A 14,496-nucleotide genomic window follows, 5' to 3' on the forward strand; every position below is an offset into this window, starting at 1 on the left:
ATCGAAAAGGGGCCGCATTATAGCCATACGGGCGGCGGAAACCTTGCCCCGATGTGGTGGGCGGGCAGAGCCGTGGGGTAGACTCGCGGGTCTGGTTCTTTGGCAGTGACTGCGCGCCCATGCTCGAACAGTACGTTAAAAAGATTCTCACCTCGCGTGTTTATGACGTGGCGGTTGAAACCCCGCTCCAACCGGCCAATCAGCTGTCTCGCCGGCTGCATAACCATGTGCTGCTCAAGCGCGAGGATCTGCAGCCGGTGTTCTCGTTCAAGGTGCGCGGGGCTTACAACAAGCTCTCGCAACTCACCGACACTGAGCGCAGCCGTGGTGTGGTCACCGCTTCAGCGGGCAACCATGCCCAAGGGCTGGCGTTGGCGGCGCGCGAAATGGGCGTGCAGGCCGTGATCGTGATGCCCAAGACCACGCCCGAGATCAAGGTAGAAGGCGTGCGCTCGCGCGGCGGCAAGGTCGTGCTGCATGGTGACTCCTTCCCCGAAGCCCTGGCCTGGTCGCTCAAGCTGGTAGAGGAAAAGGGCTATGTGTACATCCATCCCTACGACGACCCGGACACCATCGCCGGCCAGGGAACGGTCGCCATGGAGATTCTGCGTCAGCACCAGGGGCCTCTTGATGCGATCTTCGTTCCAGTGGGCGGCGGGGGGCTGATCTCCGGCATAGCGGCCTATGTGAAATACCTGCGCCCGGAGGTCAAGATCATTGCCGTAGAGCCTGACGACTCCAATTGCCTGCAGGCGGCCCTCGCAGCGGGCTCTCGAGTGGTGCTGCCTCAGGTAGGGCTGTTCGCGGACGGCGTGGCCGTTGCACAAATCGGTGAACATACTTTCGAGATCTGCCGCCGTTATGTCGACGAGGTTATCACCGTCAGTAGCGATGAAATCTGCGCTGCGATCAAGGATATCTACGACGATACCCGCTCGATCACCGAGCCAGCCGGGGCGCTAGGCGTAGCTGGCATCAAGAAGTACGTGGAAAACCGTGGCGTGACGGGGCAAACCCTTATCGCGATCGACTCCGGCGCCAACGTGAACTTCGACCGCCTGCGCCATGTGGCCGAGCGCGCCGAGTTGGGGGAAGGAAGAGAAGCGATCATCGCTGTCACCATTCCTGAACGCCCGGGCAGCTTCAAGGCGTTCTGCGAGGCGGTGGGCAAGCGGCAGATCACTGAATTCAACTACCGGTACCACACCGGCGCTGAGGCGCACATATTCGTAGGGGTTCAAACCCACCCGGAAACCGACCCGCGCGCCGCGTTGATCGCAAGCCTCGCCGCGCAGGGCTTCCCTGTTCAGGACCTGACCGATAACGAGCTGGCCAAGCTGCATATTCGTCATATGGTAGGCGGCCACGCGGTAAAAGTGAGTGACGAAATGGTGCTGCGCTTCGAGTTCCCGGAGCGGCCAGGCGCCTTGTTCAACTTCCTCAACCGGTTGGGCGGGCGCTGGAACATATCGATGTTCCACTACCGCAACCATGGCGCAGCGGATGGCCGAGTGGTGGCCGGGCTCCAGGTGCCCGTCGCCGAGCGCGATCAGGTATATGCCGCGCTCGAAGAGATCGGGTATCCGTTCTGGGATGAAACGGACAACCCCGCGTATCAGCTGTTTCTGGGGTAGCGTGGGACCGGGGGGCGGCCTCCGCGTCCCCCAGTAATCAATCCCGCAGCGAAATCACCTTCCAGCCCCGGCGCATCGCTTCGCCATGCAGCACGGGGTCCGGATCCACGGCAACCGGATGTGCCACGCGCTCAAGCAACGGCATGTCGTTCATCGAGTCGCTATAGAAGTAGCTGTCTTCGAGGCTGAGGCCGGTTTCGGTAAGCCAGCGTTCCAGCCGCGTGACCTTCCCTTCACGGAAGCACGGCACATCTATGCTGCGGCCGGTATAACGGTCACCCTCCATTTCGCATTCGGTCGCCAGCAAGGTTTCCACCCCCAGGCGCTCGGCGATGGGGCCGGTGACGAAGCGGTTGGTCGCGGTAATGATCACCAGCTTGTCGCCTGCCTGGCGATGTTGTTCGAGCAATGCCAGTGCCTTGGGAAGGATGATCGGCTCCACGCAGTCGCGCATGAATGCGGCGTGCCATTGCTTCAGCTGGGCTGGCTCGGTGGCCGCGAGAATTTCCAGGCTGAAGTTCAGGTATGCCTGCAGATCCAGCTTGCCGGCCAGGTAATCCTGATAGAACGCGTCGTTGCGCGCCTTGTATTCCACCGGGTCCAGTATGCCCTTGGCGCAGAGGTAATCGCCCCAGGCATGGTCGCTGTCGCCGCCTAGCAGCGTGTTATCGAGGTCAAAAAGGGCCAGACGCATGAATTCACTCGTATTAACGGCGGAGATGCTTCACAGAATACGGCCTTTTATTAATGCTGCACATAACGCTATAACCCTCGTTGCTGCTCTGCCGGGCTTTGTGGAACAATGCCCGAACATGCGTTTGCGAGGTTGCCGCCGTGATCGACCCCGATGGATTCCGCCCCAATGTAGGCATCATTCTTACCAATGATGCCGGCCAGGTGCTATGGGCGCGCCGGATCAATCAGGATGCCTGGCAGTTTCCCCAAGGCGGTATCAACCCCGAGGAAACGCCGGAGCAGGCGTTGTATCGCGAGTTGAATGAAGAAGTGGGCCTTGAGCGCCAGGACGTGGAGATTCTTGCCTGCACCCGCGGCTGGCTGCGCTACCGTCTACCCCAGCGGCTGGTGCGTACCCACAGCCAGCCGTTGTGCATCGGGCAAAAGCAAAAGTGGTTCCTGCTGCGCCTTGTGAGCAACGAGCAGCGCGTGCGGATGGACCTAACCGGCAAGCCGGAATTCGACGGCTGGCGGTGGGTCAGTTATTGGTATCCGCTCGGGCAGGTAGTGACGTTCAAGCGGGAAGTGTATCGCCGGGCCTTGAAAGAATTGGCGCCACGCCTCTTATCGCGCGACTGACGACGGAGTTCGACCCCGAGCCATGCTCAATACGCTGCGCAAGATCGTCCAGGAAGTCAACTCCGCCAAGGATCTGAAAACGGCGTTGGGGATCATCGTCATCCGCGTACAGGAGGCGATGAGCAGCCAGGTATGTTCGGTGTATCTGCTGGATCCCGAAACCAATCGCTTTGTGCTGATGGCGACCGAAGGGCTGAACAAGCGCTCCATCGGCCGCGTCAGCATGGCCCCCAACGAAGGCCTGGTGGGCCTCGTGGGTACCCGTGAAGAACCCCTTAACCTCGAAAACGCAGCCGATCACCCCCGGTACCGCTACTTCGCCGAAACCGGCGAGGAGCGCTATGCCTCCTTCCTCGGCGCGCCGATCATCCATCACCGCCGCGTAGTCGGCGTGCTGGTCATTCAGCAGAAGGAGCGCCGGCAATTCGACGAGGGCGAAGAAGCCTTCCTCGTGACCATGAGCGCCCAGCTGGCCGGCGTAATCGCCCATGCCGAGGCTACCGGCTCCATTCGCGGGCTGGGGCGCCAGGGCAAGGGTACCCAGGAGGCGCGCTTCGTAGGTGTGCCCGGTTCGCCCGGCGCGGCCGTGGGCACCGCGGTTGTGGTGCTGCCGCCAGCGGACCTGGAGGTGGTTCCGGACCGCACGGTGACCGACGTGGACGCCGAAATGCAGTTGTTCGAGACCGCCCTTGAAGGCGTGCGCAACGACATGCGCACCCTCTCGGCGAAGCTCGCAACCCAACTGCGGCCAGAGGAGCGCGCCCTTTTCGATGTGTACCTGATGATGCTCGACGATGCCTCCCTGGGCAGCGAAGTGCGTAATGTCATCAAGACCGGCCAGTGGGCACAAGGCGCTCTGCGGCAGGTGGTCAGCGAGCACGTCAACCGTTTCGAGCTGATGGACGACGCCTATCTGCGCGAGCGCGCCGCAGACGTGAAAGATCTGGGCCGCCGGTTGCTGGCCTACCTTCAGCAAGCCCGGCAGCAAACGCTGGTGTATCCGGACAACACCATTCTGGTCAGCGAAGAGCTGTCCCCGGCGATGCTGGGCGAAGTGCCGGAAGGCAAGCTGGTCGGGTTGATCTCCGTCATGGGCTCGGGCAACTCCCATGTGGCGATCCTGGCGCGCGCCATGGGCATCCCTACCGTGATGGGCCTGGTGGACCTGCCGTATTCGAAGGTCGACGGCATTCAGATGATCGTCGACGGCTACCACGGCGAGGTCTTCACCAACCCTAGCGAGATCCTCACCAAGCAATACGCCGCAGTGGTGGAAGAAGAGCGGGAACTGGCCAAGGGCCTGGACGCGCTACGGGAACTGCCTTGCGTAACCCTCGACGGCCACCGTATGCCGCTTTGGGTGAACACCGGGCTGCTGGCCGATGTTGCCCGTGCCCAGCAGCGAGGCGCCGAAGGTGTTGGGCTGTACCGCACCGAAGTGCCCTTCATGATCAACCAGCGCTTTCCGTCCGAGAAAGAGCAGCTGGCCATTTATCGTGAGCAACTGGCGGCCTTCCATCCGTTGCCGGTCACCATGCGCAGCCTGGACATCGGTGGCGACAAGTCGCTGTCCTATTTCCCCATCAAGGAAGAGAACCCCTTCCTTGGCTGGCGTGGCATTCGCGTAACCCTGGACCACCCGGAGATTTTCCTGGTGCAGGCCCGGGCGATGCTCAAGGCCAGCGAGGGGCTGAATAACCTGCGCATTCTCTTGCCGATGATTTCAGGTACCCACGAGCTTGAAGAAGCCTTGCACCTGCTGCACCGTGCCTGGGGCGAGGTGCGTGACGAAGGCACCGATGTGCCCATGCCGCCCATCGGTGTAATGGTCGAAATTCCGGCGGCGGTCTACCAGACCCGCGACCTGGCCCGGCAAGTAGACTTTTTGTCAGTCGGCTCCAACGACCTTACTCAGTACCTGCTGGCCGTGGACCGTAACAACCCGCGCGTGGCCGACCTCTACGACTACCTGCATCCGGCGGTACTACAGGCCCTGCAACACGTGGTAACCGAGGCGCATGCCGAGGGCAAGCCCGTGAGCATCTGCGGCGAAATGGCCGGTGACCCTGCTGCAGCGGTTTTGCTGATGGCCATGGGCTTCGACAGTTTGTCGATGAACGCCACCAACCTACCGAAAGTGAAGTGGATGCTGCGCCAGGTGAGCCATGAGAAATCCTGCGAACTGCTGGCCCAGTTGATGAAAATCGACAACCCGCAGCTGGTTCACAGCACCCTGCAGTTGGCGCTGAAGAATCAGGGCCTGGCGCGTATGATCAACCCGGCCGCCCCGAAAAGCCTCTAGCCCGCCGCGGCCGGGCCGTTGATCGGCCTGGCCTGGAGCCTATTGGAAGGGCTATCGCGGCACCTCGATCGCGACTTCGCCCAAGTGCCCGCCGCCTGGCCCGAAGCTTCGCTCTATTATTTCCCGACGCCCATCCGCGTGTGCGATCACGACGGTGCTGGCCCGAGTGCCGTAGCTGGGGCTGGCGATGAATACGCTCGACAGCAATCGCTCGGTCACCAGGCCCACGCCGGTTTCGGGAAGCTCGGCATCGTGGGCTGGGGCGGTGTCGGCAAGCGCTTCGAGCAGGTTGCCAGAAGGGCCGCCGAGCTGAGCGGCAAAGGCTTTGCGGGCTTTCATAAGCTTGGGCCACGGCGTGTTCAGTGCCGCGTTGGATAGCCCGTACACGCCCTCTGCAAGCGCTTCGGGCACCGTGCTTTCGCTGTTCAGGTAATAGAGCTGCTGGCCATCTCCCAGCAGCAGATTGAAGCCGGCATACTCCCGGGCGCGGCTGCATACCGCTCGGGCGTAGGCATCCATGGATTGTTCCCCGGTCAAGTAGGCTGCGCACAGGTCGCCCCGGGAGCGCTTGCCGGGCATGGCACCGCCACTGCGAATGTTCGTTACCGCAGCGAATCGCCCGCCAGGCCCCAGGCCCAGCCAGGTGCCTCCTGCCTCCAGGTCCCTTCCTGCGAATACTCCCGGCGCATCAGCCCACTGGGCCAGTGGCGCGGTAGGGCGGGCATAGAATTCGTCCCGGTTGGCAGCAACGACAAGCGGGCGCTCGTGGCCAGGCCGCCACGCAAATACAATCAGGCACATAGGGCGAGGGGTCCTCTTTTTCTGAAACTGTACACGCCAACGAAGGTTCGCTTCCATCGCGATAGCTGGAGCCCACTGGGGTGATCCGGTACCATGCGCCCTCGCTCGAGGGAACTCACATGGAATATGCGCTCTACCTGGCCCTGGGGGCTTGTGCCGGTGTGCTGGCGGGCCTGTTCGGCGTAGGCGGCGGCATTATCATCGTGCCAGTGCTGGTGTTCAGTTTCGGCCTGCAGGGCTTTTCGCCTGATGTGCTGACACACCTGGCGGTAGGTACCTCGCTGGCAACCATCGTCTTTACCTCGTTCAATGCCATCCGTGCTCACCACAAGCGTGGCGCGGTGCGATGGCCCATCTTCGCGTGGATGACCCTCGGCATTATCCTCGGCAGCGTGCTGGGCGCGAAAACCGCCTCGCTGATCCAGGGGCCGCACCTGCAGAAGATCATCGGCGTGTTCGCGCTGCTGGTGAGCCTGCAGATGGCGATCGACTATAAGCCGAAAGCCAGCCGAGAGGTCCCCGGCAAGGCCGGGCTTACCGTGGCGGGTGTGGTGATCGGTTGGGCGTCGGCGATTTTCGGCATTGGCGGCGGCTCGCTGACGGTGCCCTTCCTCAGTTGGCGCAGTGTGCCCATGCAACAGGCAGTGGCTACCTCGTCGGCCTGCGGCTTGCCGATCGCGCTTTCGGGTGCACTAAGTTTCATCTTGCTGGGCTGGCACGACCCTTTGCTGCCAGCGCATAGTTTCGGGTTCGTTTATGTGCCGGCACTTGTGGGCATTGCCATCACCAGCATGCTGTTCGCCCGTTTCGGCGCGGCGCTGGCGCATCGGCTTTCACCACGGCTGCTCAAGCGGCTGTTTGCCCTGCTGCTGTTCAGTGTCGGCCTGAGTTTTTTGCTTTGATCGAGGAATAAAGATGCTGCCTTACCCGCAGATAGATCCCGTTGCCCTAAGCCTGGGGCCGCTGAAGATTCACTGGTACGGCTTGATGTACCTGGTGGGCATTGGCAGCGCGTGGCTGTTGGCGCCACGCCGGATGAGCCGGTTCGACCCTACCTGGAACCGCGAAAAACTCTCGGACCTGGTGTTCTGGGTCGCCATGGGCGTGATACTCGGCGGCAGGCTGGGTTATGTGTTGTTTTACGATCTACCTGCCTACATTGCCCATCCCGCACTCATCTTCGAAGTATGGAAAGGCGGTATGTCCTTCCACGGCGGCTTGATCGGGGTGATGCTGTCCACCTGGTGGTTCGGCAAGCGCAACAACAAGACCTTCTTCCAGCTGATGGACTTCATCGCGCCGTTCGTGCCGTTGGGCCTGGGCGCAGGGCGCATCGGCAACTTCATCAATGCCGAGCTTTGGGGCAAGCCCACCGACGTGCCTTGGGCCATGATCTTCCCGCCGTTCAGTGACCCTGCCCAGCTGCCGCGCCATCCGTCGCAGCTCTACCAGTTCGCGCTGGAAGGTGTAGCGCTGTTCGTTATCCTGTGGCTTTACTCCAGCAAGCCGCGCCCGACCATGGCCGTCTCGGGCATGTTCGCGCTGTGCTACGGCATCTTCCGCTTCCTGGTGGAGTTCGTCCGTGTACCGGACGCCCAGCTGGGCTACCTGGCCTTCGGCTGGCTCACCATGGGGCAAGTGCTATGCCTGCCTATGATCATCGGCGGCGCGGCCCTGATCTGGTACGCCTACCACCGCGATGCTGCCCCGCGGCAGACCGCCTAATTTTGCTGGCGGGGCTTGTGCCCCGCCTGATTCAGGATACTCATGAAGCAATATCTCGATCTCGTCGCCCAGGTGATTCAGCAGGGCTCTCGCCAGGCCAACCGCACGGGCGTGGACACCATCAGCCTGCCCGGGGCCATGCTGAAGTTCGACCTCAAGGATGGTTTTCCAGCCATTACCACCCGCAAACTGGCGTTCAAGTCGGCAGTAGGCGAAATGGTGGGGTTCCTTCGAGGTGCCAATAGCGCGGCGGATTTCCGTGCCCTTGGGTGCAAGGTGTGGGACCAGAACGCAAACGAGAACAGCCAGTGGCTGAGCAACCCCTTCCGCCAGGGCACCGATGACCTGGGCGAAATCTACGGGGTGCAGTGGCGTAAATGGCCCGCCTACAAGCGGGTGCCCCTGAGCAACGGCGCCGCGATCGAGGCCTGCCTGGCCCAGGGCTATCGCAGCATTGCCGAGGATCAGGAAGGCGGCGAAGCCTTTGTGGTGCTGTACAAGGCCATCGATCAGGTTCGCCAGTGCCTGGACACCATCGTGAACGACCCGGGAAGCCGGCGCATTCTGTTCCATGGCTGGAACTGCGCCCAGCTCGACGAAATGGCCCTGCCGCCGTGCCACTTGCTGTATCAGTTCCACCCCAATGCCCAAACCCGTGAGCTGTCCCTTACGCTTTATATCCGCTCGAACGACTTGGGCCTGGGCACGCCCTTCAACATCACCGAAGGCGCTGCCATGCTGTCGCTGTTCGGCCGCCTCACTGGCTACACGCCACGCTGGCTGACCTATTTCGTAGGCGATGCCCACGTGTACGTGAACCACCTGGACATGCTCAACGAGCAGATGCGCCGCGAGCCCCTACCCGCGCCGAAGCTGGTCATTTCCGACCGCGTACCTGCCTTTGCCGACACTGGCGTGTATGCGCCGCAATGGCTGGAAAAGATCGAGCCGAGCGATTTTTCACTGGAAGGGTACGAGCACCACCCGCCGCTCACGGCGCCGATGGCGGTGTGAGCGTAGGCCCATGCGGGCTCGGTCGGTCATTGCTGCGCGGTAGAAGTTACTAAATACACGTGCTGCTACCGTGCTGGACCTGCGTTTGTAGCAGCCGGGCCGGGCCACGCCGGCTTGCCCGCAGCTGATCCGCTGGCGACAGGTCGTGCCCGAAATGGTTGAACTTGAAATCCGGATCTTGGGGTACCTCAATGCCCATGACTACGCCCCACATGGCTCGCTTCCACTGTCGGCAATTCAACCGCGCCGTTCACTTCCAGCTGTTCGAGAATGCCGCAGTGTGAAGTTGTATCACTGGCGTGGCAGCGTTCGCGCAGGGCAATCAATTGGGCTTCAAGCGCGAGCAGCCCGTTGATCCGGGCTCGCACGTGCGCAATGTGCTCATCTACAAGCGCGTTGACGCTGGCACAGGGCGCACTGGCGTTGTCACGCAGGGCGAGGAGGGCGCGGATTTCGTCGAGCGTCATGTCGAGCGTGCGGCAATTGCGTATGAACGTCAGCCGCTCCACATGGGCGTGGGTGTACTCGCGGTAGTTGCCTTCGGTACGTGAGGGCGCGGGCAGCAGGTTCTCCCGTTCGTAGTACCGGATAGTCTCCACCTGGCAGTCGGTGGCTTTGGCTAACGCGCCGATCTTCATGCTGATCTCCCAACAGTGCTTGACCCTATAGTGGCTACAGGGTGTTGACTAAGCAACAGTCAATATCTGGAGCCAACCATGGACCGTAGTACCGAGCCGCTGCGCGACGCTGCCCACCCCGCGACTTCGCCCTGCACCCACACGGCGGGGCACGACCATGGTCACCACGATCACCACCACGACCACGCAAACCCACAGCAAAGCCATGTGAGTTTCGATGGCGCAGGGGAGGGGTCGTGGAGCCGTTTTCGCATTGAGGCCATGGATTGCCCCACCGAGCAAACGCTGTTGCAGAAGCGCCTGGGCACGGTCGCCGGTGTGCACGGGCTCGAATTCAACCTGATCAACAGGGTACTGGGCGTGCGCCATTCCCTACCGGATACGGCGCCAATCGAGGCGGCGATCGCCGAAATAGGCATGACGGCCGTCCCGCTAGCGCAGGCTGAAGCAGAAGGAGCGCAAGCCCCCGCCCCCAGCAAACGCGGCCGTATCACGCTGGTTGCAGGGCTGGCCGCCGCAGCAGCAGCCGAACTGTGCCACTTGTATCAGGCAGGGCCGCCATGGCTGGTTATCGTGCTGGCGTTGTTCGCCATCTGCACAAGCGGCCTTGGCACGTATCGCAAGGGCTGGATCGCGCTGCGTCAGCTGAACCTGAACATCAATGCACTGATGAGCATTGCCGTAACCGGTGCCGCGGTCATTGGGCAATGGCCTGAGGCAGCCATGGTCATGGTGTTGTTCGCCATCGCCGAGCGTATCGAAGCACGCTCTCTGGAGCGGGCCCGCAACGCGATTGGGGCGCTGATGCAATTGGCGCCTGCCACCGCCACGGTGCGTGAGGCCGACGGTCAATGGCGCTCAAACGCAGTGGCTGCAATCGAAATCGGTAGCCTGCTGCGAGCCCGGCCAGGAGAGCGTATTGCCTTGGACGGCGAAGTCACCGCGGGGCGCTCGACGGTGAACCAAGCCCCAATTACCGGCGAGAGCTTGCCTGTGGATAAAACCATCGGCGACACGCTGTTCGCCGGCACTGTCAACCAAGGAGGGGAGCTTGAGTATCGCGCAACCCAGCTGGCGAACGACTCGACACTCAGCCGTATCCTGCGGGTTGTGGAGCAGGCCCAGGGTAGCCGTGCGCCAACGCAGCGTTTCGTCGACCGATTTTCGCGCATCTACACCCCCGCAGTGATCGTGCTGGCCTGCGCCACAGGGCTGGTTCCGCCTCTGCTCGGGCTTGGCACGTGGCTGGAGTGGGCATACCGGGCGCTGGTGTTGCTGGTGGTCGCATGCCCTTGCGCGTTGGTTATTTCCACGCCAGTCACTTTGGTCAGCGGGCTTGCGGCGGCAGCGCGGCGGGGGATTCTTGTAAAGGGTGGCGCCTACCTGGAAATGGCTCACGGCCTTCAATGGCTGGCCCTTGATAAAACCGGCACCCTTACCCGTGGAGCGCCTGAGCTTACAGACGTTCTGCCTCTGCATGGCGATGCTTCGCATCTCAATGCTATTGCAGCAAGCCTGGCCTGGAGGTCCGACCATCCGGTATCGAAGGCGCTGGCGGTTGGCCTCGGAAACATCGGTGAAAGCGAGGTCGCCGAATTCGAGGCTTTGCCCGGCCGGGGCAGCCGCGGGCGGGTAGGCGATACGTTGTACACCTTGGGCAACCACCGGCTGGTTGAAGAGCAAGGGCTGTGCGATGAAGCGCTTGAGATCACCCTGGCGGGCCTGGAGCAGCAAGGCAAAAGCGTTGTCGTGCTATGCGATGCCGGCCAACCCCTCGCCGTGTTCGCGGTTGCCGATACATTGCGGGTCACCAGCGTTGCGGCCATTGCCCACCTGCACGGTTTTGGTGTGAAAACGCTCATGCTCAGTGGGGACAACCAGGCTGCGGCTGCGGCGATCGCGGCTCAGGTTGGCATCGATGAGGCCCGTGGCAACCTGCTGCCCGAGGACAAGTTGCAGGCCATCGAAGCCCTCGCCAGCAAGGGCCATGTGGTGGGCATGGTGGGCGACGGTATCAATGACGCGCCCGCGTTGGCCCGTGCGCACATTGGTTTCGCCATGGGGGCGGCCGGCTCACATACGGCAATCGAGACCGCCGACGTGGCCCTGATGGACGATGACTTGCGCAAGGTCGGCGAATTCATAGCTTTGTCGCGGCGCACACGGCGCCTGTTGATCCAGAACATCGCACTGGCGCTCGGAATCAAGGCCGTGTTCCTGGCCCTTACTTTCCTGGGTATGGCAACGCTGTGGATGGCGGTATTCGCCGATATGGGCGTAAGCCTGTTGGTAGTGTTCAACGGGCTGCGGCTGCTGAGGCCCAATCAAAGCGCATCCGCCAGTTCGGCTACCACATGATCTCGCTCTGCCTGGCTCGATGCGCCTCGCTTCTTGCGCAGGGCCGAGTTCAAGCTGGACCACTCCGGATGGGCGCGGGCGCGCTTGAGCGCGGCGGGCAGGCGGCCCTGGCGCCAGTGTTCCGGATCCTGATCCGGTAGTTGCAACGGTTCCCGCGCCGCATGGCCGCGACGGGCAAGCGCCAATAGCAACGCATGCTGGCGAAGCGCAAGCAGCCGCAGCACTGGGTCATCCACACTAAGTACCTGCTCGCCCCGCCATTTGCCTATCAGGCGGCCACCATAGCCTCTCGCCGTTTGCACCGCCCCGCCGGCGATAGCTCCGGCCAAAGCGGCCAGGCCCAGGGTCATGCCGCCGGCCATCAGGTCTACCCCTGCACCTGCCGCAGCGCCTGCCGCCATTCCGCCGCCCAGCTTGATACCCATTTGGCGCAGCGTTTCGGGGTTGAACACGTCATCACCCCAGCGGCCGTCCAGCAACGGCAGGCTTGCGGCAGCTGCATCCTGCGCACGGAAGCCGAACAGCTTCAGCAGGGCGACGACGCACACCTGCTCTCGATCGCGCACCTGCTGGCGAAGCGCTTCGATTTCCGACTCCTGATTATCAGGCGGTACCCGTCGGCGCGCCGCCGCGCAATCGACCAGCAGGTCGGCGACCAGCGTGCGACCGGCCTTCAGCCGCCGTGCATGTTGTGCCTGGAGATCGGCTACAAGACGCTCCAACGCGGGCCGTGCTCGCTCGATCAGCAATGCCAGGCTCTCATACAGGCGCCGCTCGCCGTCGTCTGGCGGCGCCACGCTATCAAACGCAACCTGGGCGTGTAAGCCCAGCCGGGCAAGGGCAACCTGCCAATCATCGCGGCGCGCATTGGGGGCACTGACAAAATTAAGCACCGGGAGCAGAGGTTTGCCGCAACTGGCCAGGATCTGCAGTTCGTCCCGGTATTTGGCCAGAATGGGCTCGCGGGCATCGATTACATACAGGCCGGCATCCGAGGCGCTGAGTTGACGCACAACCTTTGCCTCCTGCTCGAAGCGCTGGCGTGCCTCGGCCGAACCCAGGAAGGCTTCGATACGCCCGGGCCCATCGAGGCGGATAATCCCGCCACCCAGGCGCTCCAGGTATTCAAGCAGGGCCACGGCATCTTCCAGGCCCGGTGTGTCGTACAGCTCCATCAGGGCTTCGCCGTCTACCGACAAGCGTGCGCCTTCCACATGGCGAGTGGTGCCAGGGCGGTCTGAGACTTCGCCGAACGCCACATCGCGGGTAAGCGTGCGCAGCAAGGACGTTTTACCGACATTCGTGTGCCCTACCACGGCAAGCTTCAATGGATCAGGCATCAGCAGGCTCCAGCCAGCCAGATGGGAAACTGAGCTCCCTTGGCAAATTCAGATCATCCAGTGCCTCTTGCCACGCGGCCAACCGTGAGGGGCTGCACGCCTCGCCCGAGGGCGGTGATATCAACCACACGCGGGTCTCGTGGGCGTTGCGCGCAAGCTCCGAAAGCAGCGCCCGCGTGCCCCGGTCAGGCGAGCGGCGGGGGTCGCACACCAGGAGCAAGCGCTCAGCCGGTTGTGCTGCCAACGCCTCCAGCAGGCGCTGGCGGGACGCCCGGTCATCAAGGATGCCGGCATCGCGCATGGGGGTTCCGGCCACAGGAGGCCAAGGCAAATCGCCATCCAGCTCGATGCCGGCTATCACGCTTCCGCTGCCCAGGCTTACCTGCATCGGAGCCGCCGTCACCCAGCCGGGCTCGGCTGGCAGGTCGGTTACGCCCAGCGGCTCGGCAGAGGGCATCAGCCGTTCCCGCAGGGCGAGCGCCTCGGGGGTGTCCAGCTCAGGCGCCAGGCGGGCAACGCCCCGTCGCCAGCCTACCCAGCAAGCGAGGGAGAGCAATGCGCGCGGCAGTAGCCCGTAACAGACGACCACACCCATCAGCCAGCCTGCCCAAGCCTGTCGGGCACCATCGAAGGCGGCCGGGCCATTACCGCTGGCGCGAACGAGTTCAGGATCGGGCACGGGAAAGCCCAGCCAGGCTGGAAGGCTACCAAGCAGAACAGTCAGGCTTACGAAGGCATCGCTGTGCAGCAACGTGGTTTCCCATACGAAATCGTAGCGGCGCGCGGCGAACATCAGCATGAGTGTCGTCAAGGTGGCGAGCATGCAGAGGGCCCATAGCCCATTGATCACCGCGCCAAACAACCACCGGTTCAGCCGACCGCGATGCAGCAACACCAGCAATGCGGCGCCAAGATGGGCCGCTTTTGCATCGCGCGCGAGGCGCTGGGTAATGCTCAGCCAGGCGCGGCCCAGCCAGGAGCTTTGATCACCCCCGGCTACCAGGCCCAGTAGCCAGCCTGCCAATAGCAGCAGGTTCAGCCCCAGCAGGCTTCCCGTTGCCCAGAAAACGTTGACCGGCCGGGGCGCGCCAGCAAGGGCTGCGCCTGCCATGCCGATACCGCTGATTACCGCCAAGGCAGCAAGGGCCAGCAAGCCCAGCCGCGCACCGTGTTTCCAATGTTGCAAGGCGCTCACCAAGCCGTCGCGCTCGGCCAGCCAAAGGGCGCGCGACTGCCAACGGCTGGGGAAATCCGCGCCGGCCTGGCGAGCCTGCCGGTTGGCTTCGCTGTCCTCCAGTGGGCCGGTTTCCCGCTCGCGCAGGCTGATGGCCTCGGCCAGCCAAAGGGTGTCCAGTGTATTCACGCACACT

12 protein-coding genes are annotated in these 14,496 nt (G+C 63.0%); 7 read left to right on the plus strand and 5 right to left on the minus strand.

The features are described from left to right. Nucleotides 1–119 precede the first annotated feature (119 nt). A complete protein-coding gene (ilvA, locus tag AC3Z8Y_RS00960) occupies nucleotides 120–1,634 on the plus strand; it encodes a threonine ammonia-lyase, biosynthetic (protein WP_490088073.1) in 1,515 nt (504 codons plus the stop codon). Between the two features lie 37 nt (nucleotides 1,635–1,671). On the opposite strand, the gene AC3Z8Y_RS00965 is transcribed toward ilvA, so the two are convergent. Next, complete coding sequence (locus AC3Z8Y_RS00965; RefSeq protein ID WP_490088074.1) at nucleotides 1,672–2,328, minus strand: histidinol-phosphatase; 657 nt, start codon at nucleotides 2,326–2,328, stop codon at nucleotides 1,672–1,674. Nucleotides 2,329–2,468: 140 nt separating this feature from the next. Between AC3Z8Y_RS00965 and AC3Z8Y_RS00970 the strand changes: the two genes are divergently transcribed. Together AC3Z8Y_RS00970 and ptsP are read left to right on the plus strand one after the other, a co-directional pair. After that, nucleotides 2,469–2,948 carry an RNA pyrophosphohydrolase gene (locus AC3Z8Y_RS00970; protein WP_181113787.1) on the plus strand — a complete coding sequence of 160 codons (480 nt, stop codon included), beginning with the start codon at nucleotides 2,469–2,471 and terminating at the stop codon, nucleotides 2,946–2,948. A 22-nt stretch (nucleotides 2,949–2,970) separates the two neighbouring features. Then, the gene (ptsP, locus tag AC3Z8Y_RS00975; RefSeq protein ID WP_181113785.1) at nucleotides 2,971–5,250 is read left to right on the plus strand and encodes a phosphoenolpyruvate--protein phosphotransferase; all 2,280 of its coding nucleotides are present in this window, start codon (nucleotides 2,971–2,973) and stop codon (nucleotides 5,248–5,250) included. 51 nt (nucleotides 5,251–5,301) lie between these two features. On the opposite strand, the gene AC3Z8Y_RS00980 is transcribed toward ptsP, so the two are convergent. Continuing rightward, the gene (locus AC3Z8Y_RS00980; protein ID WP_490088075.1) at nucleotides 5,302–6,051 is read right to left on the minus strand and encodes an NRDE family protein; all 750 of its coding nucleotides are present in this window, start codon (nucleotides 6,049–6,051) and stop codon (nucleotides 5,302–5,304) included. A gap of 119 nt (nucleotides 6,052–6,170) precedes the next feature. Between AC3Z8Y_RS00980 and AC3Z8Y_RS00985 the strand changes: the two genes are divergently transcribed. From AC3Z8Y_RS00985 to AC3Z8Y_RS00995, 3 genes are read left to right on the plus strand one after another with little or no spacing between them, the layout of a single operon-like run. Then, nucleotides 6,171–6,953, plus strand: coding sequence for a sulfite exporter TauE/SafE family protein (locus AC3Z8Y_RS00985; protein WP_490088076.1), 783 nt, complete (start codon nucleotides 6,171–6,173; stop codon nucleotides 6,951–6,953). 13 nt (nucleotides 6,954–6,966) lie between these two features. Beyond that, nucleotides 6,967–7,776, plus strand: a complete 810-nt coding sequence (gene lgt / locus AC3Z8Y_RS00990; RefSeq protein ID WP_181113779.1) for a prolipoprotein diacylglyceryl transferase — start codon at nucleotides 6,967–6,969, stop codon at nucleotides 7,774–7,776. Between the two features lie 42 nt (nucleotides 7,777–7,818). Continuing rightward, nucleotides 7,819–8,790 (plus strand): thymidylate synthase, encoded by a 972-nt coding sequence (locus tag AC3Z8Y_RS00995; protein WP_490088077.1) that lies wholly within the window; start codon nucleotides 7,819–7,821, stop codon nucleotides 8,788–8,790. Nucleotides 8,791–8,978: 188 nt separating this feature from the next. Here the strand turns inward: AC3Z8Y_RS00995 and cadR are convergent, their stop codons facing one another. Continuing rightward, entirely contained in the window at nucleotides 8,979–9,428 is a 450-nt protein-coding gene (gene cadR, locus AC3Z8Y_RS01000; RefSeq protein WP_490088078.1) for a Cd(II)/Pb(II)-responsive transcriptional regulator, read from the minus strand. Between the two features lie 78 nt (nucleotides 9,429–9,506). Here cadR and AC3Z8Y_RS01005 point away from each other — a divergent pair, with 78 nt between their 5' ends. Next, nucleotides 9,507–11,786 (plus strand): heavy metal translocating P-type ATPase, encoded by a 2,280-nt coding sequence (locus AC3Z8Y_RS01005; protein WP_490088079.1) that lies wholly within the window; start codon nucleotides 9,507–9,509, stop codon nucleotides 11,784–11,786. On the opposite strand, the gene AC3Z8Y_RS01010 is transcribed toward AC3Z8Y_RS01005, so the two are convergent. Together AC3Z8Y_RS01010 and AC3Z8Y_RS01015 are read right to left on the minus strand one after the other, a co-directional pair. Further along, nucleotides 11,753–13,126: a GTPase/DUF3482 domain-containing protein gene (locus AC3Z8Y_RS01010; RefSeq protein WP_490088080.1), complete on the minus strand. Its 1,374-nt coding sequence runs from the start codon at nucleotides 13,124–13,126 to the stop codon at nucleotides 11,753–11,755. The two genes, AC3Z8Y_RS01005 and AC3Z8Y_RS01010, sit on opposite strands and share 34 nt — an antisense overlap. Further along, a complete protein-coding gene (locus AC3Z8Y_RS01015; protein WP_490088081.1) occupies nucleotides 13,119–14,489 on the minus strand; it encodes a DUF2868 domain-containing protein in 1,371 nt (456 codons plus the stop codon). Before AC3Z8Y_RS01015 ends, AC3Z8Y_RS01010 begins: the two co-directional genes overlap by 8 nt. Nucleotides 14,490–14,496: the final 7 nt, after the last annotated feature.

The sequence above is a fragment of the Pseudomonas sp. 3MAES_34.3B genome, from assembly GCF_058145875.1.